Source organism: Bradyrhizobium sp. UFLA05-109 (genome assembly GCF_054185165.1).
This window is the reverse complement of sequence record NZ_JBBIAR010000040.1, coordinates 63,060-85,924: the sequence shown is the minus strand read 5'-3', so window position 1 is coordinate 85,924 and position 22,865 is coordinate 63,060. Positions and strand designations below refer to the sequence as shown.

The 22,865-nt window shown below is 64.9% G+C and carries 20 protein-coding genes; 15 read left to right on the top strand and 5 right to left on the bottom strand.

Annotation, left to right across the window (positions count from 1 at the left end):
* On the bottom strand, positions 1–1,672 hold a 1,672-nt coding region (gene glnD, locus Q3C01_RS27110), incomplete at its 3' end, for a [protein-PII] uridylyltransferase (RefSeq protein WP_458148350.1).
* A 189-nt stretch (positions 1,673–1,861) separates the two neighbouring features.
* On the opposite strand from glnD, the gene Q3C01_RS27105 reads away from it, so the two are divergent.
* The 5 genes from Q3C01_RS27105 to Q3C01_RS27085 all read left to right on the top strand — a co-directional run bounded on the left by Q3C01_RS27105 (position 1,862) and on the right by Q3C01_RS27085 (position 6,337).
* On the top strand, positions 1,862–2,836 hold the full coding sequence (locus tag Q3C01_RS27105) for an aliphatic sulfonate ABC transporter substrate-binding protein (RefSeq protein WP_458148349.1): 975 nt from the start codon (positions 1,862–1,864) through the stop codon (positions 2,834–2,836).
* 312 nt (positions 2,837–3,148) lie between these two features.
* Positions 3,149–3,988, top strand: coding sequence for an ABC transporter permease (locus Q3C01_RS27100; protein WP_458148354.1), 840 nt, complete (start codon positions 3,149–3,151; stop codon positions 3,986–3,988).
* Positions 3,988–4,773, top strand: coding sequence for an ABC transporter ATP-binding protein (locus Q3C01_RS27095; RefSeq protein ID WP_458148348.1), 786 nt, complete (start codon positions 3,988–3,990; stop codon positions 4,771–4,773). The genes Q3C01_RS27100 and Q3C01_RS27095 overlap by 1 nt, the downstream gene beginning before the upstream one ends.
* A 54-nt stretch (positions 4,774–4,827) precedes the next feature.
* Positions 4,828–5,337 (top strand): OsmC family protein, encoded by a 510-nt coding sequence (locus Q3C01_RS27090; protein ID WP_458148347.1) that lies wholly within the window; start codon positions 4,828–4,830, stop codon positions 5,335–5,337.
* Between the two features lie 199 nt (positions 5,338–5,536).
* Positions 5,537–6,337, top strand: coding sequence for a hypothetical protein (locus tag Q3C01_RS27085; protein ID WP_458148346.1), 801 nt, complete (start codon positions 5,537–5,539; stop codon positions 6,335–6,337).
* 125 nt (positions 6,338–6,462) lie between these two features.
* Here the strand turns inward: Q3C01_RS27085 and mutS are convergent, their stop codons facing one another.
* Positions 6,463–9,201 (bottom strand): DNA mismatch repair protein MutS, encoded by a 2,739-nt coding sequence (mutS, locus tag Q3C01_RS27080; protein ID WP_458148345.1) that lies wholly within the window; start codon positions 9,199–9,201, stop codon positions 6,463–6,465.
* 347 nt (positions 9,202–9,548) lie between these two features.
* On the opposite strand from mutS, the gene pcaF reads away from it, so the two are divergent.
* The 5 genes from pcaF to Q3C01_RS27055 all read left to right on the top strand — a co-directional run bounded on the left by pcaF (position 9,549) and on the right by Q3C01_RS27055 (position 14,331).
* Positions 9,549–10,757 carry a 3-oxoadipyl-CoA thiolase gene (pcaF, locus tag Q3C01_RS27075; protein WP_458148344.1) on the top strand — a complete coding sequence of 403 codons (1,209 nt, stop codon included), beginning with the start codon at positions 9,549–9,551 and terminating at the stop codon, positions 10,755–10,757.
* A 119-nt stretch (positions 10,758–10,876) separates the two neighbouring features.
* A complete protein-coding gene (locus Q3C01_RS27070; protein WP_458148343.1) occupies positions 10,877–11,770 on the top strand; it encodes a dioxygenase family protein in 894 nt (297 codons plus the stop codon).
* A gap of 120 nt (positions 11,771–11,890) precedes the next feature.
* Positions 11,891–12,592, top strand: a complete 702-nt coding sequence (gene pcaH, locus Q3C01_RS27065) for a protocatechuate 3,4-dioxygenase subunit beta (protein WP_458148342.1) — start codon at positions 11,891–11,893, stop codon at positions 12,590–12,592.
* Complete coding sequence (pcaG, locus tag Q3C01_RS27060) at positions 12,593–13,183, top strand: protocatechuate 3,4-dioxygenase subunit alpha (RefSeq protein WP_458148341.1); 591 nt, start codon at positions 12,593–12,595, stop codon at positions 13,181–13,183.
* Positions 13,184–13,266: 83 nt separating this feature from the next.
* Entirely contained in the window at positions 13,267–14,331 is a 1,065-nt protein-coding gene (locus tag Q3C01_RS27055) for a phosphotransferase (RefSeq protein ID WP_458148340.1), read from the top strand.
* Positions 14,332–14,563: 232 nt separating this feature from the next.
* Here the strand turns inward: Q3C01_RS27055 and Q3C01_RS27050 are convergent, their stop codons facing one another.
* Genes Q3C01_RS27050 through Q3C01_RS27040 form a run of 3 tightly spaced genes read right to left on the bottom strand, consistent with a single transcriptional unit; the run spans position 14,564 to position 17,770 of the window.
* On the bottom strand, positions 14,564–16,120 hold the full coding sequence (locus Q3C01_RS27050) for an MDR family MFS transporter (protein ID WP_458148339.1): 1,557 nt from the start codon (positions 16,118–16,120) through the stop codon (positions 14,564–14,566).
* 5 nt (positions 16,121–16,125) lie between these two features.
* Positions 16,126–17,295 (bottom strand): HlyD family secretion protein, encoded by a 1,170-nt coding sequence (locus tag Q3C01_RS27045; protein WP_458148338.1) that lies wholly within the window; start codon positions 17,293–17,295, stop codon positions 16,126–16,128.
* Positions 17,288–17,770 (bottom strand): MarR family winged helix-turn-helix transcriptional regulator, encoded by a 483-nt coding sequence (locus tag Q3C01_RS27040; RefSeq protein WP_458148337.1) that lies wholly within the window; start codon positions 17,768–17,770, stop codon positions 17,288–17,290. Before Q3C01_RS27040 ends, Q3C01_RS27045 begins: the two co-directional genes overlap by 8 nt.
* Before the next feature lie 157 nt (positions 17,771–17,927).
* On the opposite strand from Q3C01_RS27040, the gene Q3C01_RS27035 reads away from it, so the two are divergent.
* The 5 genes from Q3C01_RS27035 (at position 17,928) to Q3C01_RS27015 (ending at position 22,692) form a co-directional block, all read left to right on the top strand.
* A complete protein-coding gene (locus tag Q3C01_RS27035; protein ID WP_458148336.1) occupies positions 17,928–18,419 on the top strand; it encodes a Fur family transcriptional regulator in 492 nt (163 codons plus the stop codon).
* A gap of 32 nt (positions 18,420–18,451) precedes the next feature.
* Positions 18,452–19,405, top strand: coding sequence for a DMT family transporter (locus tag Q3C01_RS27030; protein WP_458148335.1), 954 nt, complete (start codon positions 18,452–18,454; stop codon positions 19,403–19,405).
* 12 nt (positions 19,406–19,417) lie between these two features.
* Complete coding sequence (ispG, locus tag Q3C01_RS27025; protein ID WP_458148334.1) at positions 19,418–20,701, top strand: flavodoxin-dependent (E)-4-hydroxy-3-methylbut-2-enyl-diphosphate synthase; 1,284 nt, start codon at positions 19,418–19,420, stop codon at positions 20,699–20,701.
* Between the two features lie 269 nt (positions 20,702–20,970).
* Positions 20,971–21,867 (top strand): TauD/TfdA dioxygenase family protein, encoded by an 897-nt coding sequence (locus Q3C01_RS27020; protein WP_458148333.1) that lies wholly within the window; start codon positions 20,971–20,973, stop codon positions 21,865–21,867.
* Between the two features lie 3 nt (positions 21,868–21,870).
* Complete coding sequence (locus Q3C01_RS27015) at positions 21,871–22,692, top strand: N-acetylmuramoyl-L-alanine amidase (protein ID WP_458148332.1); 822 nt, start codon at positions 21,871–21,873, stop codon at positions 22,690–22,692.
* Positions 22,693–22,865 lie beyond the last annotated feature (173 nt).

The following is a 22,865-nucleotide window of genomic DNA, read 5'->3' as shown; positions in this document are numbered from 1 at the left end:
TGGAGTGATCCTCGGGCCGTCCCTTGGCGATGTCGTGCAGGAGCGTGGCGATATAGATCACCGGCCGGTGCTCAGGCCGGGTCTTGCGCATGAGGTCGCTGGCGAGCGTGAACTCCTCGATGCCGCCGCGCTCGATGTCCTGCAGGAAGCCGATGCAGCGGATCAGATGCTCGTCGACCGTATAGTGATGATACATGTTGAACTGCATCATCGAGACGATCTTGCCGAAGGCGCGGATGAAATGGCCGAGCACGCCGGTCTCGTTCATCCGCCGCAGCACTGTCTCGGCGTCATTGGACGTCAAAATCTCCATGAACAGCCGATTGGCTTCGGGATTCTCGCGGAGCTGCGCGTTGATCAGGTTGAGCGAGCGCGTCACGTTACGCATCGCGTCGGGGTGGAAGGCGAGGTTGTTCTTCTGCGCCAGGCGGAAGATGCGGATCAGGTTGACCGGATCGTGCTTGAACACGTCGGGTGCAGCCAGGTTGATGCGGTTGTTGTCGACGATGAAGTCGTCGCTATCAGGCACGCGCCGCTTCACGGTGCTGGGTCGCAGGCGCGCCATCATCCGACTCAGCACTGGCGCGGGCTTGGCCTGCTGGTCCTCCAGCTTCGCGCACAGGATGGCGGTGAGATTGCCGACTTCCTTCGCGACCAGGAAGTAGTGCTTCATGAAGCGCTCGACGTCCTGCATGCCGGGATGCGAGGTATAGCCGAGGCGCACCGCGATCTCGCGCTGGAGATCGAAGGACAGGCGCTCCTCGGCGCGCCCGCAGTAGAAATGCAGATTGCAGCGCACCGACCAGAGGAAGTCGGCGCAGCGGCGGAAGGTGCGGTACTCCTGCGCGTCGAACACGCCGCGCTCGGCGAGCTCGTCGGTGTCGCGTACGCGATAGACGTATTTCGCGATCCAGAACAGCGTGTGCAGGTCGCGCAGGCCGCCCTTGCCGTCCTTGACGTTGGGCTCGACCAGATACCGCGACTGGCCGCCGCGGCGATGCCGCTCCTCGCGCTCGGCGAGCTTTGCGGTGACGAACTCGGATGCGGTGCCCTGCACGACTTCCTTGTCGAACCGCGCGACCAGCTCGTCATAGAGCGGCTGGTCGCCGGTGAGGAAGCGCGTCTCCAGGATCGCGGTGCGGATGGTCATGTCGCCGCGCGCCTGTCGAATCGATTCATCGACCGAGCGCGTGGCGTGACCAACCTTCAGGCCCATGTCCCAGAGGCAATAGAGGATGGCTTCGGCGACCTGCTCGCCCCAGGCGGTCTGCTTGTAGGGCAGGATGAACAGCAGATCGATGTCGGATTCCGGTGCCATCAGGCCGCGGCCATAGCCGCCGGTCGCAACCACCGCCATGCGCTCGGCGCCGGTCGGAATCGGCGAGCGGTAGAGATGGCGGGTCGCGGCCGAATAGAGGATGCGGATGATCTCGTCCTGCACGTGGCACAGCCGCTCGGCGCAGCGCCGGCCGTGGCGGTCTTTCAGCAGGATCTTCTGCGCTTCCGCGCGCGCAGCGATCAGCTCGGCCTTGAGCATTTGCGCCATCGCCGTGCGGAACGTGTCCTCGCGCCCCGCATGCTTTGCGGCAAGCGCATCGACTGCGGCGGTAATCCGCGCGCTGTCGAAGCGATCATCGATCTCCTGCTTGTGCTGGCTCGCGACACTGTCCATGCTTCACCGGATATAAGAGGCGACGGGCGCTGTCACCCGCCATTCTCTCGCAATAGTCATTCCATGCTTGGAAAGGCCGGCTTTCGGCAAACTTGTTCTCGGTCGGCCCGGTTTCAAGGCGGTGATTTTCTCGTTGACCTCCAGATATAACTCATTGAAAAACAATGAAGTTTCGCAAGGAGGCCGGGCATGACCAGATTTTCACGTCGCATTCTGCTGGCGGGCGCTGCAGCGCTCGTGCTGACCCCTGGTTTGGCGCACGCAGCCGAGCCGCTGAAGGAGCTTCGCATCGACTGGGCGACCTACAATCCGGTGTCGCTGGTCCTGAAGCAGAAGGGGCTTCTAGAGAAGGAGTTCGCCAAGGACGGCATCAGCATCACCTGGGTGCAGTCGGCCGGCTCCAACAAGGCGCTCGAATTCCTCAATGCCGGCTCGATCGATTTCGGCTCGACTGCGGGTTCGGCGGCGCTGGTCGCAAGGATCAATGGCAACCCGATCAAGTCGATCTACGTCTATTCGCGCCCCGAATGGACGGCGCTGGTCACGACAAAGGACTCCAAGATCGCTGACGTGGCTGATCTGAAGGGCAAGCGCGTCGCGGTGACACGCGGCACCGATCCGCACATCTTCCTCGTGCGTGCGCTGCTCGGGGCGGGCCTGTCGGAGAAGGACATCACGCCGGTGCTGCTCCAGCATGCCGACGGCAAGACCGCGCTGATCCGTGGCGACGTCGACGCCTGGGCCGGCCTCGATCCGATGATGGCGCAGGCCGAGGTCGAGGAGGGCGCAAAGCTGTTCTACCGCAAGGCCGACGCCAACACCTGGGGCATCCTCAATGTGCGCGAGCAGTTCCTGAAGGACTATCCGGACATCGTGCGCCGCGTGCTCGCAGTGTACGAGGACGCGCGAAAGTATTCGCTGGCGAATTACGACGAGCTGAAGAAAACCTTCATCGCGGTGACGAAGCTGCCCGATGCCGTCGTCGACAAGCAGCTCAAGGAGCGCACCGAGCTCACCCACAGCCGCATCGGCGCGCCGCAGCGCGAGTCGATCCTCGCCGCCGGCCTCGCGCTCCAGCAGGCCGGCGTCGTCGACGCCAAGGTCGACGTCAAGGCCACGCTCGATGCCCTGATCGACGACCAGGTCCCGCTGCCGACGAATTGATGGCGGCCTGTAGCCCGGATGGAGCGAAGCGCAATCCGGCACTGTTCGACTAACGGAGAGGCCCCGGATTGTGCTGCGCTCCATCCGGGCTACGCAGGTGGAAAGACGGCTACTCGCGCAACAAACTCCGTCGTCCCGGGGCGCGAAGCGAGCCCGGGACCCATAACCACAGGCAGAAGTTTGGCGGAGGCTGGCAACTACCAGTCTTCGCGACAACTCGGTCCTGTGGTTATGGGTCCCGGCCTTCGCCGGGACGACGGTTGAGATGCCGCGCTCCCTTGCATTCCCTCGCCAGACGCGCTTGCTATGGCTATGACCTACCAAGCTCCAGCGGTGGAACAGTCTGATAGCGGTGCATCGCGTGGGCCGCGCATCGCGCGCTACGCGCGGCCGTTGCTTGGGCTGTTGCTGCCGCTGACGCTCGCGCTTGGCTGGGAGCTTGTGGTCTGGCTCGGCTATTCCAATGGCCGGCTGGTGCCGCCGCCTTCGCGCATTTTCACGACCATCCTGGAGCTCGCCCGCTCCGGTGAACTGACGCGGCACATCGCCGCGACGCTGTGGCGCGTCGGCCTCGGCTTCGCTCTCGGTGTCGTCGCGGGCACGCTGCTCGGGGCCGTCTCCGGTTATTGGGCGCTGGCGCGCCGGCTGCTCGATCCGACCATCCAGGCGCTGCGCGCGATCCCGTCGCTCGCCTGGGTGCCGCTGTTCATCCTGTGGCTTGGCATTTTCGAGACCTCGAAGATCGTGCTGATCGCGGTCGGCGTGTTCTTTCCGGTCTATCTCGGGGTGATGGGGGCGATCCTCTCGGTCGATCGCAAGATCGTCGAGGTCGGCCGCGTCTTCCGTCTCTCGGGCCCGGCCATGATCCGCCGCATCCTGCTGCCCGCGGTGTTGCCGGCCTATGTGGTCTCGCTGCGCGTCGGCCTCGGGCTGGGCTGGATGTTCGTGGTCGCGGCCGAATTGATCGGTGCCTCCGAAGGCCTCGGCTATCTCCTGATCGATGGCCAGCAGCTCGGCAAGCCCGCACAGATCGTGGCCGCGATCGTCATCTTCGCCATCCTCGGCAAGCTCACCGACTGGCTGATCGAGATCGCGACGGCGCCGCTGCTGCGCTGGCAGGATGCCTTTGGGCGCGAGCGCGGAGGGGTGTGATGCTGGCGCTCGAACGGGTGAGCAAGACCTATCCCAATGGCGTCGAGGCGCTGGCGCGCTTCTCGGCAGCGATCAATCAGGGCGAGATCGTCGCCATCATCGGCGGTTCCGGCTGCGGCAAGTCCACGCTGCTGCGCGCCATTGCCGGGCTCGATCGCGCCAGCTCCGGCACGGTGACGCTCGATGACGAGGCGATAACGTCGCCGCACGCCAAGATCGGCATCATCTTCCAGGAGCCGCGGCTGCTGCCCTGGCTCAGCGTCGCCGACAATATCGGCTTCGGCCTTGCGGACCTCCCCGCGAGCGAACGGCGCGAAAAAGTTGCGCGGGCGCTCGATCGCGTCGGGCTTGTCGACAAGGCCGAGGCCTGGCCGCGCGAGCTCTCCGGCGGACAGGCGCAGCGCGTCGCGATCGCGCGTGCGCTGGTGCCGCAGCCCGAAGTGCTGCTGCTCGACGAGCCGTTTTCGGCGCTCGATGCCTTCACCCGCCGCGATCTCCAGGACCATCTGCTCGGCCTCTGGGCCGATACGCGCCCGACGCTGATCTTGGTCACCCATGACGTCGACGAGGCTGTGGTGCTGGCCGATCGCGTGCTCGTGATGCGGCCGCGCCCGGGCCGGCTGTTCGACCAGATCGAGATCAATCTCGCACGCCCGCGCGACCGCAACTCGCCGCTGTTCGACAGCTTCAAGCGCAACGTCCTGACCTCGCTCGACCGCTCGCTCGATCGCAACGTGCCTGACCGTGACGCAACCCAGGGTCCCGGCCAGGCGATGTGGTGGTGACAATTTTGCTCCCAGCCGGTACATCGAGGGGCGATCTTCCGGGAGAGAACAAAAATGGATGCCGCAGAACTCCGCCAGATGCAGGCCCCGATCAAGGAACGCTACAAGACCGATCCGAAGGCCGCGCTGATCACGCTGAAGGCCAAGGGCTCGACCGACAGCGATGGCATCGCCTGCAAGGTCGAGACCGGCCGCGCGCTCGCCGTCGCCGGCCTGCATCCGGCGACCGGCGGCTCCGGGCTGGAGCTTTGCTCGGGCGACATGCTGCTCGAGGCGCTGGTTGCCTGCGCCGGCGTCACGCTGAAATCGGTCGCGACCGCGATCGATGTGCCCTTGAAGACCGGCAACGTCTACGCCGAGGGCGACCTCGATTTCCGCGGCACGCTCGGCGTCGACAAGGAGACGCCGGTCGGCTTCGCCGAGATACGCCTGCGCTTCGAGGTCGACACCGACGCCCCGCAGGACAAGCTCGACCTGCTGCTGAAGCTCACCGAACGCTATTGCGTGGTCTATCAGACCATCAAGAACGGCCCGAAGGTTTCAGTGTCGATGCAGCGGATGTGACTTCCTTACCCTCCCCTGGAGGGGGAGGGTCGATCGCGCGTAGCGCGAGCGGGGTGGGGTGATCTCTCCACTCGGGCGCCGCTTCCGTCGAGAGACTGTCACCCCACCCCGCTGCGCATTCCGCTTCGCTCCATGCACAGCGACCCACGAGCGAGCTGCGTTCGTCTCGGACCCCTCCAGGGGAGGGTAAGACAAGAAAATGCCCGCCGAACTTGCCTTCATACTCTTCCTCCTCCTGCGCATGGCGATCGCTGCGGCGTTCGTCGTGACGGCGTCCGTTATCACCGAACGCTCGGGTCCGGTGATCGGTGCACTGGTGGCGACGCTCCCCATCTCGGCCGGTCCCTCCTACGTCTTCCTCGCGCTCGACCACGACGCCGCCTTCATCGCCCAGGGGGCGCTGGCGAGCCTTCCCGTCAACGCCGCGACGATCTTCCTCGGGCTCACCTATGTCGTGCTGGCGCAGCGGCACAGCTTTCTGGTGAGCGTCGGAAGCGCAGTCGCGGTGTGGATCGTGCTTGCATCCGTCATCCGCATGTTCGATTGGACCTTGACGGCCGGACTTGCGGTTAACCTGATCGCATTCGGCATCTGCATTCCGCTGCTGGCGCGCTACCGCCACGTGAAGATGCCGCTGGTCACGCGCCGCTGGTATGACATTCCCTTCCGCGCCGCGCTGGTCGCAACTCTCGTTGCTATCGTTGTCTCGACGTCGGGCTGGGTCGGCCCCAGGGTCTCCGGCGTCATCGCGCTCTATCCGATCGTCTTCACCAGCATGATGGTGATCCTGCACCCGCGCATCGGCGGCCCACCGACCGCGGCCGTGCTTGCCAACTCCGCCTGGGGCCTGCTCGGCTTCGGCATGGCGATCGCGGTGCTGCACGTCGCGGTCGTGCAGTTCGGCTCGGCGATCGGCCTCAGCCTTGCGCTCGCGACCTGCGTCGTCTGGAATTTGACGCTGTGGTGGATGGGGCGGAGGAAGCGGCTGGCGAAGGCGTGAGCTTTGTAAGGTGGGTTAGCGAAGCGAAACCCACCGCTTCTGTCACCGCGGACGCGAAAGAGGTGGGTTACGCCTAGCGGACTGCGCTTCGCGCAGCCGCAGGGCTAACCCACCCTACCGCACCGTCACTGCTTCGGCAGCTTGGCCTTCAACGCATAGAGCGCATCGAGCGCCTCGCGCGGGGACATCTCGTCGGGGTGCAACGCCTTCACCGCTTCCATGAGCAGCTCGGCTTCGCTTGGCGGCGGGGCTTCCGCGGCGGCGCGTGAGGGGACTGCGAACAGCGGGAGATCATCGACCAGCGCACGCGCGGTCTGGCCGCGGTCCTGTGCTTCGAGCTTCGCCAGCACGGATTTGGCGCGCGTGATGACAGCGGGCGGGAGTCCCGCCAGCTTTGCGACCTGGATGCCGTAGGAGCGGTCGGCCGAGCCCGGCAGCACCTCGTGCAGGAACACGACGTTGCCCTGCCATTCCTTGACCCGCACCGTGGCGTTGAACATCCGCGGTAGTTTTGCCGACAGCGCGGTGAGCTCGTGATAATGCGTGGCGAACAACGTGCGGCAGCGATTGCTCTCGTGCAGATGCTCGATCGCGGCCCACGCGATCGAGAGGCCGTCGAAGGTCGCAGTTCCGCGCCCGATCTCGTCGAGAATGACGAGCGAGCGCTCGCCGGCCTGATTGAGGATCGCCGCGGTCTCGACCATCTCGACCATGAAGGTGGAGCGACCGCGCGCGAGATCGTCGGCGGCGCCGACGCGCGAGAACAGCCGGTCGACGATGCCGATGCGGGCGCGCGAAGCGGGCACGAAGCTGCCGATCTGCGCCATCAGCGCAATCAGCGCGTTCTGGCGCAGGAAGGTCGATTTACCGGCCATGTTCGGTCCGGTGAGCAGCCAGAGCTGGCCGGATTTCTGCGCCGGCGCCGGAGAAAGGTCGCAGGCATTGGCAATGAACGGCTCGCCATTGCGCTTCAACGCCTGCTCGACCACCGGATGGCGCCCGGCCTCGATCGCAAAGCCCAGGGAACCGTCGACCTCGGGCCGCACATAATTCTCGTCGACCGCGAGCTTTGCCAGCGACGTTGCGACATCGAGCAGCGCGAAACCATGCGCGGCGGCGCGCAGATCCTCGCTGATATCAAGCGCCTTGGCGCAAAGCCGCTCGAAGATTTCGAGCTCCAGCCCAAGCGCGCGGTCGCCGGCATTGGCGATCTTGGCCTCGATCTCCCCTAACTCGGACGTGGTGAAGCGCACCTGCCCCGCCAGCGTCTGGCGGTGGATGAAGGTCGCGTTCAATGGCGCCGACATCAGCTTGTCCCCATGCTGCGCGGTCACCTCGACGAAATAGCCGAGCACGTTGTTGTGCCGGATCTTCAGGGCCTTGACGCCAGTGTCGTCGGCGTAGCGCGCCTGCATCGAGGCGACCACCAGGCGCGAGGCGTCGCGCAGGTTTCGCGCCTCGTCGAGCGTGGGCTCATAGCCTTCGCGGACGAAGCCGCCGTCGCGCTTGATCAGTGGCAATTGCTCGGCGAGGGCGCCAGCGAATTCGGATGCCAGCTCGCGCGATGGCCGCTGCAAGGCCGCCATCACGGCGGCGATCTCCTGTGGCGGCTGGTCGAGCTCAGAAAGCCGTGCCAGCGCCTGGTCGGCCGCCAAAATGCCGTCGCGGATCCCGGCGAGATCGCGCGGTCCGCCGCGGCCGACCGAGAGCCGCGCCAGCGCGCGCGACATGTCGGGGGCGCCGCGCAGGATGCTGCGGATGTCTTCGCGCGCGGCCGAATCCGAGACGAAGGTGCTGACCGCATCGAGCCGCCGCACGATCCCGGCTGCGTCAGTCAGCGGTGCCGCCAGCCGCTGTGCGAGCAGACGGGAGCCGGCCGATGTCACCGTGCAATCGATGGCATCGAGCAGCGAGCCGCGCCGTTCGCCGGCGAGCGTCCGCGTCAGCTCGAGATTGGCGCGGGTGGCCGGATCGATCGCCATCGTCGCGCCCGAGGCCTCGCGCGCGGGCGGCGACAGTGGCGGATGTTTGCCGACCTGGGTGCGGTCAACATAGGTGACGGCCCCGGCCGCAGCCGTGGCCTCAAGCCGCGTGAGCTGCGCGAGCCCGTCCATGGTCGCGACGGCGAAATAGTCGCACAGACGTTTCTCGGCGGTGGCGCCGTCGAAGACGTCGCGGGTCAGCGGCGTCACCGCCGGCAGCTCACGCAAGATGGGTCCGAGTTCGCTGTCGTTATATAGCGCGTCGGTGACAACAACCTCGTTCGGATTGATGCGCGCCAGCGTTGCCGCAAGCTCGCCGCCTGCGCATTCCGTCACCATGAACTCGGCGGTCGAGATGTCGATCCAGGCGAGCCCGAAGCGGTCGCCGCCGGAAGAGGAGCGGGCGCGCGCGATTGCCAGCAGATAGTTGTTGGCGCGCGCATCGAGCAGCGTGTCCTCGGTCAGCGTGCCCGGCGTGACCAGCCGCACCACGCCGCGGCGCACGACGCTTTTGTTGCCGCGCGCCTTGGCGGCGGCGGGATCCTCGGTCTGCTCGCAGACCGCAACCCGGTGGCCGGCGCTGATCAGACGGTGCAGATAGTCCTCGGAGCGCTCGACCGGCACGCCGCACATCGGGATATCCGCGCCCTGATGCTTGCCGCGCTTGGTCAGCACGATGCCGAGCGTCCTGGAGGCGATCTCGGCGTCCTCGAAGAACAACTCGTAGAAGTCGCCCATCCGGTAGAACAGCAGCAGGCCCGGATGCGCCGCCTTGATCTCCAGGTACTGTTCCATCATCGGCGTGACGCGCGCTGATGTTTCCGCTTGCGGCGGCGGCGCCTCGTCAGGGGGAAGCACTGGGATCGGCTGCTGGATACTCATGGGCGGCGCAACCTACAAAATTTCGCCCCATGGTCCTATCGCTTTGGCTTCTGGACACGGGTTTTCCACGCTGTCCGTAGGGCGGGATATGGCTGCCCCATCCTCGGTCGTCATTCCGGGGCGCCCGAAAGGGCGAGCCCGGAATCCATAACCACCAATCGGGAGTATGGATTCCGGGCCTGCGCCTATCGGCGCATCCCGGAATGACGGTCGAAGTTTCATGGCAAGCATGCGCCAAGCCACTCCGTCGACGCGAAACCGTCAATTGACCTGCCGCGGGCGCCCTCCTAAAACTCCGCCGTCATTGAAGAATTTTGGCCGGACCGCGGCGCTCAGGGAGAACAACGATGCGTGATGTGTTTATCTGCGATGCAGTCCGGACCCCGATCGGCCGCTTCGGCGGCTCGCTCGCCAAGGTGCGCGCCGACGATCTCGCCGCCACCCCCATCAAGGCCTTGATGGCCAAGCACCCCAAGCTCGACTGGTCGCAGGTGGACGAGGTGTTCTTCGGCTGCGCCAACCAGGCCGGCGAGGACAACCGCAACGTCGCGCGCATGGCGCTGCTGCTCGCAGGGCTCCCGGATTCGGTTCCCGGCCAGACGCTGAACCGCCTCTGCGCTTCCGGCCTCGATGCCGTCGGCGCGGCCGGCCGCGCCATCCGCTCCGGCGAGATCGAGTTCGCCATTGCCGGCGGCGTCGAATCCATGACGCGCGCGCCCTTCGTGATGGGCAAGGCCCAGGAAGCCTTCTCGCGCTCGGCCGAGATCTTTGACACCACCATCGGCTGGCGCTTCATCAATCCACTGTTGAAGGCGCAATACGGCGTCGACGCCATGCCCGAGACCGGTGAGAACGTCGCCGAGGAATTCCAGGTCTCGCGCGCCGATCAGGATGCATTCGCGATCCGCTCGCAGCAGCGCGCGGGCGCGGCGATCGCGGCCGGCTATTTCGCCGAGGAGATCACGCCGATCACCATTCCCGGCGGCAAGGCCGGCCCCATCACGGTCGACAAGGACGAGCATCCGCGTCCCGAAACGACTCTTGAGGGCCTCGCAAAACTTAAGCCGATCGTGCGCAATCCCGGCACGGTGACGGCCGGCAACGCGTCCGGCGTCAATGACGGCGCCGCCGCGATGATCCTCGCGTCCGAAGCTGCCGTGAAGAAGCATGGTCTCACGCCGCGCGCGCGCATCCTCGGCCTTGCCTCGGCCGGCGTGCCGCCGCGCATCATGGGCATTGGCCCTGTGCCCGCGACCCGCAAGCTGATGGAGCGTCTGGGCAAGAAGATCAGCGATTTCGACCTGATCGAGCTGAACGAAGCTTTCGCCTCTCAAGGCATCGCCTGCCTGCGTCAGCTCGGCGTCAAGGACGACGCTGATTTCGTCAATCCGCATGGCGGCGCGATTGCGCTCGGCCATCCCCTCGGCATGAGCGGCGCGCGTCTTGCGCTCACTGCCGTCCACGGCATGGAGAAGCGCGGCGGCAAGCTGGCGCTCGCCACCATGTGCGTCGGCGTCGGCCAGGGCGTCGCGGTCGCGATCGAGAAGCTGAACTGACGGGCCACGTAGTGGCCCGTCATCCCGGAGCCGCCCGAGAGGGCGGAATCCGGGATCTCGAAATTCCGGGTCTGGTCCTTTCGTCTATCCCGGAATGACGGGGCAATCGGGAGGCGAGCATGATCATCGAGCGCGAGCAGGACGTCACGGCCGCGGCACTTGCGGTGATGGAACGGACATCCGATCCGCGGCTTCGCCAGATCATGATCTCGCTGGTCAAGCACCTGCACGGCTTCGTTCGCGATGTTCGCCTGACGGAAGCGGAATTCCGCGACGCCACGGCGATCCTCGCCGAGCTCGGCAAGCTCTCGACCGATACGCACAATGAAGTCGTGCTGATGGCAGGCTCGCTCGGCGTCTCGCCGCTGGTGTGCCTGCTCAACAATGGCGATCAGGGCAATACGGAAACCGACCAGTCGCTGCTCGGACCGTTCTGGCGACTGAACTCTCCGCGGGTGGAGAATGGCGGATCGATCGTCCGCTCCGAGACGCCGGGTGCGCCGCTGTTCGTCAGCGGCCGCGTCGTGGACAGGGACGGTCGTCCCGTCGCCGGGGCGGAGGTCGATGTCTGGCATGCCTCGCCCGTCGGTCTCTATGAGAACCAGGATCCCGAGCAGGCGGACATGAACCTGCGCGGCAAGTTCACGACCGATCAGGACGGACGCTTCTCCTTCCGCTCGGTGATGATGGTCGGTTATCCGATCCCGACCAACGGTGTGGTGGGCCGCCTCCTGAAGGCACAGGGCCGGCACCCCTACCGTCCCGCGCATCTGCACGCCCTGATCTTCAAGCGCGGATTCAAGGTGCTGATCTCGCAGGTCTACGACCCAACGGATCCGCACATCGACAGCGACGTGCAGTTCGGCGTGACACAAGCGCTGATCGGCAAGTTCCTGCGCCATGATTCGCCGCATCCGACCGAGCGCGAGCTTGCGACGCCCTGGTATTCGCTCGACCATACCTACCGGCTCGAGGCCGGCGAGGCCGTTCTGCCGCGTCCGCCGATCAAATAGTGCTGCGCAGGAGGATCGCTAAACCCGCTTTCCCCATTTAGTTATATACTATAATGATTGGCGGAAGCGTTGACCGGCCGGACCAAAATGGCCGGGGAGGAGTTCGCCAGGAGCTTGGCCATGACATTCATCTATCCCGTCGACAGCAACAAGGCACATCCCTTGCCGCTGTCCCCCGACTACAAGAGCTCGATCAAGCGGGCGCCGCACAAGCCCCTGATCCCAATGCGCCACACGCTCTCGGAGCTGACCGGCCCGGTCTACGGCCACGAGACCGTGCGCAAAGGCGACAACGATCTCACCCGCATGCACAAGGGCGAGCCGCTCGGCGAGCGCATCATCGTGCACGGCCACGTGCTCGACGAGGACGGCCGCGGCGTACCCGATTCGCTGGTCGAGATCTGGCAGGCCAATGCCTGCGGCCGCTACGTGCATGTGCGCGACCAACATCCGGCACCGCTCGATCCGAACTTCACCGGCGCCGGCCGCACCCAGAGCGATGCGTCTGGCTATTATCGCTTCGTTACCATCAAGCCCGGCGCTTACCCCTGGGGTAATCATCACAATGCCTGGCGGCCCGCGCACATCCACCTCTCGGTGTTCGGCCATTCCTTCGTCACGCGCCTGGTGACCCAGATGTATTTCCCCGGCGATCCGCTGTTCCCGTTCGATCCGATCTTCAACTCGGTGCCGGACGAGAAGGCGCGCATGCGGATGGTCTCGTCCTTCGATCTCGAGAACACCGAGCCCGAATGGGCGCTGTGCTATCGCTTTGACATCGTGCTGCGCGGCAAGAACGCCACTCCAATGGAGAACACTTAAGTGAAGCCCAACGGGATCACGCCATCGCAAACCGTCGGTCCGTTCTTCAAATACGGCCTGACGCCGACCGGCGATTATGAGTGGAACGACGCCTTCACCAACTCGACGCTGACGCCCGACGTCACGGGCGACCGCCTTCGCATCGAGGGCAAGGTGTTCGATGGCGACGGGGTCGCCGTGCCGGACTGCATGCTGGAGATCTGGCAGGCCGATGCGCAGGGACGCTTTGCCGATCCGCAGGACAAGCGCGCCCTGCCGAACGCCAGCTTCCGTGGCTTTGCCCGCTCCGGCACCGACAAGGACGGCAACTATTCCTTCGACACCATCAAGCCGGGCGTCGTGCCTGACCCCGACGGCAAGCCGCAGGCGCCGCATCTGTTGGTCGCGGTGTTCGCGCGCGGCATGCTCAGGCATCTCTACACCCGCATCTATTTCAGCGATGACGCCGGCCTCGCCTCCGATCCCGTGCTGGCGCTGGTGCCGGCTGATCGCCGCGCCACGCTGATCGCCGTGCGTGAAGTGGGCAAGCCGCTCTATCGCCTCGACCTGCGGCTCCAGGGCGACGACGAGACGGTGTTCTTCGACGTGTGAGATCGGAGCGCCGCCTTTGCGACGGCGCGGCTGGCGCTTCCGGGTGTGATCGTGCAGGATGAGCGCGGCACCCGGGGCGCTTCATGACAACTCCACAACTGCCGGCGGTCGCTGAGGCCGCGTATCTCACCGCCGCGCTGCGCAAGGCCGGCGTGCTGGACCGCGGCGCGGTGCGCGAGGTCAAGGTGCTGTCGTCGCGCGACACGATCGTGTCGCACATCACGCGCCTTGGCCTGCGCTATGTCGGGGAGTCGAATGGGGCGCCGCAATCCCTGATCCTCAAGACGGCCCATGCGTCGTTCGCCAAGTCGCTGCCGAATGCCGGCCGACGCGAAGTGGTCTTTTACACGCAGCTTGCACCCAAGATGCCGTTGCGGCTCGTGCCACGCTGCTTCGACGGACATTTCGATGAGGAGAGCCTCGCCTGGCATCTGACACTGGAAGATCTGACTGACAGCCACGAGATCGGGACGGCGTGGCCATTGCCGCCATCACACGGGCAGGCGATGGGCATCGTCACCACGCTCGCGCGCATGCACGCGGCGTGGTGGGATCATCCAAGTCTCGGCGAGACGGTTGGCGTCTGGATGAGTGCCGAGGAGACGGCAAATCTGCTGGAGACGTTCGCCGGTCATTACGACCGCTTTGCCGATATGCTCGGCGATCGCCTCGGTGAAGAGCGGCGCGATCTCTACCACCGCTTGCTTGCGCAATGGGACCGGCTGTTCCAGCGCTACCATTCGCGCCGCCACGCCACCATCACTCACGGCGATGCCCATACCTGGAATTTCCTGCTGCCGCGCGCCGCCGTCGCCGACACCGTGCGCATCTTCGATTTCGACCAATGGCGCATCAACGTGCCGACCGGCGACCTCGCCTATATGATGGCGTTGCAATGGTATCCCGAGACCCGGCGGGCGCTCGAACGGCCGCTGCTGGACAGTTACTACGATACGCTGATCGCGCACGGCGTGACCGGCTACAGCCGCGACGCGCTTCATCGCGATTATCGCCAGTCGGTGCTCTGGCACATCACCAACCCGGTCTGGCAATGGAGCGCCAACATCCCGCCGGTGATCTGGTGGAACAATCTCCAGCGCGTGCTGCTTGCCGTCGATGAGCTCGGCTGCGAGGAGTTTTTGGAGTGAGGGGTGCCGTACGCTCAGTGGAGTGTGAGGCGCGGCGGCGGTTGAACATCTATGGTGTCGTCCCGGCGGAGGCCGGGACCCATAACCACAGGGGGCGGTTGTGGCGCGAGATGGTAGTTACCAGTCTTCGCCAAACTTCTCCCTGTGGTTATGGGTCCCGGATCGGCGCTCCGCTTCGCTTCGCTTGTCCGGGACGACCAGGGGAGTTCGTGGCTTGCCACGAAATCTCTATCTACTCCATCACCGCATGCTCCGGCCCCGCCGTCTGCTTGCGCAGCGCGGCCTTGGTTGAGCCGATCATCAGGGTCAGCGGAATGGTGCAGAGGATGAAGATCATCACGAGCGAGTAGTCGTGCGCAAACGCGATGATCTGCGCCTGGATCGCGACGATCTTGTCGGCCATGGCGCGGCCGGCGTCGGTGGAGAGATTGATCATGCCGGCAACGTCCGGCATCTGCAGCGCATGGTTGAACGGGTTGATGTGCTCGGAGAGGATCGCATAGGTCTTGCGCGAGCCCTGGGTCAGCTCGGCGATGACGATGGAGATGCCGACCGAGCTTGCGACGTTGCGGAGCAGCGTCAGCATCGAGGTGCCGTCGGTGCGTAAATCGTTCGGGAGTGTCAGGAACGACACGGTGGAGAGCGGCACGAACACGAGGCCGAAGCCAAAGCCCTGGAAGATGCTGACGGTGATGATCTCGAGGGCCTGGGTCTGGTCGGTCCATCCGGTCATCTGGAACAGCGAGCCGGCGGTCAGCGTGAGCCCTGCAATGATCAGCGTGCGCGCCTCGAAATAGCGCATCAAGCGCCCGACCAGCATCATCGCCAGGAAGGTGCCGAATCCGCGGGTCGCGAGCAGTTCACCCGCGGTGATGATGGGATAGCCGATGACGTTCTGCAGGTAAGGCGAGGCCAGCGCCATGGTCGAGTACAGCACGAGTCCCATCACCGTCATGAAGATGCAGCCGGTGAGGAAGTTGCGGTCCTTGAACAGCGCGAAGCGGATGAACGGCCGCGAGGTCGTGAACGAATGGGCGAAGAAATAGTAGAAGGCGATGGCCGAGACGACGAACTCGGTCACGATCTCGGCCGACTCGAACCAGTCGAGCTGCTCGCCGCGGTCGAGCGCGAGCTGCAGCGCACCGATCGCGATGGCCAGCGCCGTGAAGCCGAACCAGTCGAATTTCAGGCTGAGGTCCTTCCTGGTCTCGTCCATGAAGACCATCAGGCCGAGCACGGTGATCGCGCCAAACGGCAGATTGACGAAGAACACCCAGTGCCAGGAATAGGTCTCGGTCAGCCACGCCCCCAACGAGGGGCCCATGATCGGGCCCATCATCACGCCCATGCCCCAGATCGACATCGCCTTGGCGCGCTCCTGGAGCGTGTAGGAATCCAGCATCACGGCCTGCGACAGCGGCACCAGCGCGGCGCCGAACACGCCCTGAAGCAGACGGAACAGCACCATCTGGTTGATGTCCTGCGCGAGCCCGCACAGCACGGAGGCGAACGTGAAGCCGGCCGAGCAGATGATGAAGATGCGCTTGCGGCCGTAGCGGTTGGCGATCCAGCCCACCGGCGCGGTCATGATCGCGGCGGCGACGATGTAGGAGGTCAGGACCCAGTTGATCTGGTCCTGCGAGGCCGACAGCGTGCCCTGCATGTAGGGCAGGGCCACGTTGGCGATCGTCGTGTCCAGCGCCTGCATGATGGTCGCGGTCATGGCGCAGATCGTCACCATGTTCCGGCGCAGGCCGGGGGCCATCGCTGTGTTGGCAGGACCGGACATGGAGGTCAGTCTTCCTTGTCCTGGTTGGCATTTGCCGACGAGCCGAGCAGGCCGGCGAGCGAGCGCTGATGGCCGGTGTCGATGGTGGCGTAGACGCTCATGCCGGCCTTCAGCTTCTTCACGAACTTGTCGCTCTCGTCGAAATAGATCCGCACCGGCACGCGCTGCACGACCTTGACGAAATTACCGGTGGCGTTTTGCGGCGGCAGGATCGCGAACTGCGCACCGGTGCCCGGCGACAGCGAGCCGATCTTGCCCTTGAACACGTGGTTGGGGAACGCGTCGACCTCGAGCGTGACGGGTTGCCCGACCGCGACATAGGTGAGGTCGCTTTCCTTCGGATTGGCGTCGACCCAGGGATGGGCGACGTCGATGATGGAGAACACCGGCGTGCCGGCGGCGACATAACGGCCGAGCTGGATCTGCTCGACTTGCGTTGCGATGCCGCCCATCGAGGCGCGCACCACCGCGTGGTCGAGATTGCGCTCGGCATTCTCGAGCTTGGCCTTGGCCTGCGCGTAGGGCGGGAATTTCTCTAGCGGCAGGTCGGGATCACCCAGCAGCTGGGTCTTGGCCGTCGAGATCTGCTGCCTGACGTATTGCGCAATCGAGCCGGACGTGACCAGCGCGTTCGACGCGTTGTCGAGGTCGAGCTGCGAGCCGAAGCTGTTCTTCACCAGGGCCTGCTTGCGTTCGACGTCGCGCTGCTTCAGATCGACGCCCTTCTGGGCGAGATCGAGCATGTCGCCGTAGATCTTGATGTTGGCGACGAGGTTGTCGTAGGTGGTCTTGGCCTGTGCGAGCTGCGCCTGCGCCTCGTCCACGGCGAGGCGGAAGGGGACTGGATCGATCTCGAACAGCTCGTCGCCCTGCTTGACGAGCTGGCCTTCCTTGACCACGACCTTCTCGATCTTGCCGGAGACGTCGGGCGTCACCAGAACCTTCTGGGCGCCGACATAGGCATCGTCGGTACCGACGTAGCGTCCGCCGTGCAGATAGAAGGTGATGCCGCCGATCGCGGCCGCAGCGGGCAACACCACCATCAAGAGGAAGCGGCGATAGCGGCGCAGGCCGGCGAGCAGCCGGCGGCGCGGCCCGGTCGCGAGCTTCTTGGTGGGTTTGCCGCTTGGGCTGCCCTTTTGCTCGGGGGCGAATTTGAGGACCTGATCAGCCATAGCGCTGCTCCTTGCGTGCTTGTTCCGCTCCGCTGGTCTGGATGGCGTTGCGCACGTTTTCCTTGATTGTTTCGAGTTGGGTGAGGAGACGGTGGGCGTCCGTCGGGTTGATGCCGTCGAGCGCGTTGGCCGTGAGTTCGGACTTCAGGCCGCTCATCTTGCCGAGCAGCGCGCGGCCGGCCTTCTTCAGGTACAGGCGGTTGACGCGGCGGTCGGAGGCGTCGCTGCGGCGCTCGATCCAGTCATTGTCGCAGAGCTTGTCGATCAGCCGCGTCAGCGTGATCGGCTGCATCTCAAGGAGCTCGGCGAGCTCCGATTGCTTCATGCCCTCGCTGCGCTCGACCTTGGACAGCACCGCCCATTGCGCGCGGGTGATGCCATAGCGGGATGCCTCCTTGTCGGCATAGACCCGGAGCAGGCGATAGAGCTCGCCAAGCGTGAACAGGAAGTTCTGATCGACCGACGTGCGGCTCATAAGCTTCGTCTCCAATAAGCTTCGCATATAATAAGCAAGCTTATGATTATTTCATGGCAAGTTATCGCTGCGCTGCTCCGCCGGAAAAGCATGGCTGGCAGCCATTCGAGGCAGCGCTCTTTGGGTTCCCGGTCCGGAAATGCTAAAAGCCTGCGCGATGAGCCTCGTAAAGCCGGCCTTTCCCGCGCCTGACCACGATCACGGCCGCTGCACTGCGGATGCCTTGACGCATGCGGAAGCCGTTTGCGAGCAGCGCGCACAGAAATTCACGCCGATCCGCCGCGAGGTGCTCAAGGCGCTGCTCTCGAGCCATCGACCGCTGGGCGCCTATGAGGTGATCGACGAACTGGCCAAATCGATGCCACGGCCGGCCCCGATCACGGTCTATCGCGCGCTCGAGTTCCTGATGGCCAATAGCCTCGTGCACCGGATCGAGAGCCGTAACGCCTATCTCGCCTGCGCCCACGATCATGACGCGACCTCGGCGGTCGCGTTCCTGATCTGTGAGCGCTGCGGTCTCGTCGGCGAGATTCCGGCGGCCTCCGTCGCGCAAGGCCTCAACCAGGCTGCCCGCGCCTCCGGTTTTGCCCCCAAACTGTCCGTGGTCGAGATCACGGGCACCTGCGCCCATTGTCAGAAAGCTTCTTGATAACAACGGCGCCAAGCCGGTCCCGGGAAGAAATGTCGATAGAAACAACAAGCCCGTCCGCCGGCCGTCCCCTCAGCGCTGGCGCCATCGCCCTGATGCTCATGCTGTGCCTGACCTGGGGGTTCAACCAGATCGCGGTGAAGCTGGTCATCCCCGATATTCCGCCGGTGCTGCAGGCGACCATCCGCTCGATGGGCGCGCTGCCCGTGGTGTTCATCATCGGCACTTTGCGCGGCGCAAAATTCTTCGAGCGCGACGGCACGCTTGCCGCAGGTCTCATCGCCGGGCTGATGTTCGGCATCGAATTTGTGCTGATTTATGAGGGGCTGCGCTTCACGCCGGCCTCCCGCGCAGTCGTGTTTCTCTACACCGCGCCATTCTTCGTCGCACTCGGGTCCTACCAGGTACTGGGCGAGCGGCTCAGCGGCACGCAGTGGCTCGGCCTCGCCGTCAGCTTTGCCGGCGTGGCACTCGCGATCGGCGTGCCGCAGCCCAACGTGGATTCGCAGGTCCTGCTTGGCGACCTTATGATCGTCGGGGGCGCCGCGCTATGGGCGGCAACCACGCTGGTCGCCAAGTCGACGCGGCTGCGTTTTGCCCCGCCGGAAAAGGCCATCGGCTACCAGGTTGCGATGTCGATCCCGATTCTGGGCCTGGCTGCGTACCTCCTGGGCGAGACCATTCCCCGTGCCCCGAGCCCGCTCTCGATCACACTGATGGTGTTCCAGGCGGTCTGGGTGGTCGGAACCACGTTCACGCTTTGGTTCGCGTTGGTGAAGGTCTATTCGGCCAGCAAATTGTCGGCTTTTACCTTCATCACCCCTTTGTTTGGCGTCGTCGCTAGCTATTTCATCCTGCATGACACCCTCAGCCTCACGTTCGGGGCGGCTGCGATCCTTGTAATTGCTGGGCTTTTCCTGGTTAACCGTCCCAGCCAAGACGCCGCGGCCCCGCGCGATGCATTGCTGAATGTCACCAAAACCTGATATTTGGACCCCATGAACAAGCCCGAAAACACCATCGATTCCGACATCGCGGGGCCCGCACCGCGCCACAACACCACCCAGGTCAAGGTCGGCGACGTCGCTGTCGGCGGCGGCGCGCCCATCGTGGTGCAGTCGATGACCAACACCGACACGGCCGATATTGACGGCACCATCGCCCAGGTCGCAGCGCTGTCGCGCGCCGGTTCCGAGATGGTCCGCATTACCGTGGACCGCGAGGAGGCTGCCGCAGCCGTTCCGCACATCCGCGACGGCCTGCGCAAGCGCGGCATCACCACGCCGCTGATCGGCGACTTCCACTATATCGGCCACAAGCTGCTCGCCGACTATCCGGCCTGCGCGGAAGCGCTCGACAAGTACCGCATCAATCCCGGCAATGTCGGCTTCAAGGACAAGCGCGACACCCAGTTCGCCGACATCATCGAGATCGCCAACAAGCACGACAAGCCGGTGCGCATCGGCGCCAATTGGGGCTCGCTCGATCAGGAACTCCTGTCCAAGCTGATGGACGAGAACGCGGCCTCGGCCAATCCGCGCGATGCCCGCGCCGTGATGCGCGAAGCCATGGTGCAGTCCGCGCTGCTCTCGGCGGCGCGCGCCGAAGAGCTCGGCATGCCCAAGAACCGCATCATCCTGTCGGCCAAGGTGTCGGCGGTTCAGGATCTGATCGCGGTCTATGAGGTCCTGGCGAGCCGTTCCGACTACGCCATCCATCTCGGCCTCACCGAGGCCGGCATGGGCACCAAGGGCATCGTCGCCTCGTCCGCCGCGCTCGGCATTCTGCTGCAGCAAGGCATCGGCGACACCATCCGCATCTCGCTGACGCCGGAGCCCGGCGGCGACCGCACCCGTGAGGTGCAGGTTGGCCAGGAGCTCTTGCAGACCATGGGCTTCCGCACCTTCGTGCCGCTGGTTGCGGCCTGCCCGGGTTGCGGCCGCACCACCTCGACCACGTTCCAGGAGCTGGCGCGCTCGATCCAGGATTTCATTCGCGACGAGATGCCGACCTGGAAGACGAAGTATCCCGGCGTCGAAGAGCTCAACGTCGCGGTCATGGGCTGCATCGTCAACGGCCCCGGTGAATCCAAGCACGCCAATATCGGCATCTCCTTGCCCGGTACTGGCGAAGCGCCGGCCGCGCCCGTCTTCGTCGATGGCAAGAAGTTCCGCACCCTGCGCGGCCCCGGCATCGCCGCCGACTTCAAGGCGCTGGTGATCGACTACATCGACCAGCGTTACGGCCAGGGCGCCAAAGTGCCGGAGACCGCGGCGGAGTAGAATGAGGGCGGGGTGATTTTGCTCCGCCTGCGCCTCACCCTCCGCTGTCGTCCCGGCGAAGGCCGGGACCCATAACCCCAGGGAGGGGTTGTGGCGCGAACTGCTAACCACGAGTCTTCGCCAAACCCAATCCTGTGGTTATGGGTCCCGGATCGGCGCTCCGCTTCGCTACGCTTGTCCGGGACGACGAGTTGAGTTTGCGGCACGCATTGCGCTTCCAACGCCGCGCGCTACCATGCTCCCAGTCAAAACGATCGGGAGAACCCGCCATGAGCTCGCTCGCCGGCAAGCAAGGTCCGCGCTATCGCCACATGGCGGAGGACGGCGCGCCTTATGAGACCATCGCCGTCGAAAAGCTGACACCGATCATTGGCGCGGAAATTTCGGGCGTCGACATCGGCAATCTCGTCTCCAACGATGCGCGCTCCAACCGCCAGATGGACGAGATCCATCGCGCGCTGGCCGAAAACCTCGTCATCTTCTTCCGCGACCAGCACATTACGCCGCAGCAGCATCTCGCCTTCGGCCGCAAGTTCGGCGAGCTGCATTTTCATCCCGCCGCGCCGCATGAGGACGAAGACCCGGCGCTGATGAAGATTTATGCCGACAAGAACTCGCCGCGCGCCAATGGCGAAGGCTGGCATTCCGATGTGTCCTGCGATCTCGAGCCGCCGATGGGCTCAATCCTCTACATCAAGCAGTGCCCGCCGCGCGGCGGCGACACGCTATTCGCCAACATGTATGCGGCCTATGAGGCGCTGTCGGACCGCATGAAGGCCTATCTCGACGGCCTCACCGCGCTCCATGACGGCGAGCCGATCTATCGCGGGCTTTATGCGAACTACGGCGTTGCCGACAAGCAAACCTATCCGCATGCTGAGCACCCGGTGGTGCGCACGCATCCGGTCACGGGCAAGAAGGCGCTCTACGTCAACCGCGGCTTCACCCGCTACATCAACGGCATTCCCCGCGACGAGAGCGACGCAATGCTCGCCTATCTCTATCAGCACGCCGAAAATCCGCTGTTCCAATGCCGCTTCCGCTGGACCGAGAACGCCATCGCCTTCTGGGACAACCGCTGCACCCAGCACCGCGCCATGTGGGACTACTGGCCGCACACGCGGTCCGGGACGCGCGTGACGGTAAAGGGGGAGCGGCCGGTGTAGCGCTTGCCGTCCGTGAGGGCCATCACTGCAGCGGTCGTTGTTTCACTTCTTCCGCTGTTGCTCGCGCCGGTCGACGCGAGACATGCCGTGCCGGCGCGAAAGATCGTGCGTGCGAAGCCCAGGCCCAATCCCAAGCCAGCGCCTGAAAAATGCGAGCCGGCCAGATTTCGCATCGTCGTGGACGTCGGACACACCGCCCAAGCGCTCGGCGCGGACAGTGCGCGCAACGATCCCGAGTTCGCGTTCAACTTACGGCTTGCGAGGCTCGTCGCGGAGAAACTGAAGTCGGAAGGTTTTGCCACGACGCGTCTGCTGGTCACGGAGGGGAGGGCGAGGCAGAGCCTGTTCAAGCGCGTCAACGCCGCCAACGACTGGCGGGCCGATCTCTTCCTGTCGATTCATCACGACGCGGTGCCCGACAAATTCCTGGAGGAGTGGGAGTTCGAAGGCGCCAAGAGCCATTTCAGCGACCGCTTCTCCGGCTATTCCCTGTTCGTCTCGCGGCAGAACCCGCGATACGCAGCGAGCCTTGCGTTCGCCCGGCTTCTCGGCAGGGAGCTGAAGGCGCAGGACCTGACTTACGCGCACCAGTACACCCTGCCGCTGATGGGCCGCTATCGTCATGAGCTGCTGGATAAGAATGTCGGCGTCTATCGTTTTGACCAGCTCATCGTGCTCTCACGCACGAGAAGCGCCGCGGTCCTGCTCGAGGCCGGCTCCATCATCAACCGCGACGAGGAAATGGCGATGAACTCACCGGCGCGGCAGCAGGTGATTGCGGCGGCGGTGGCCACGGCGATGAAGGAGTTTTGCGAGAAACGGTAGTTGCAGCTTTCGCGATGACGGCGCTGCTTTTGCGCAATCCCTCCCCGCTGTCGTCCCCGCGAAGGCGGGGACCCATAACCCGAGGGAGTAGTTTGGCGAAGACTGGCAACCACCATTTCGTGCCACAACTCCTGCCTGTGGCTATGGATCCCGGATCTGCACTCCGCTTCGCT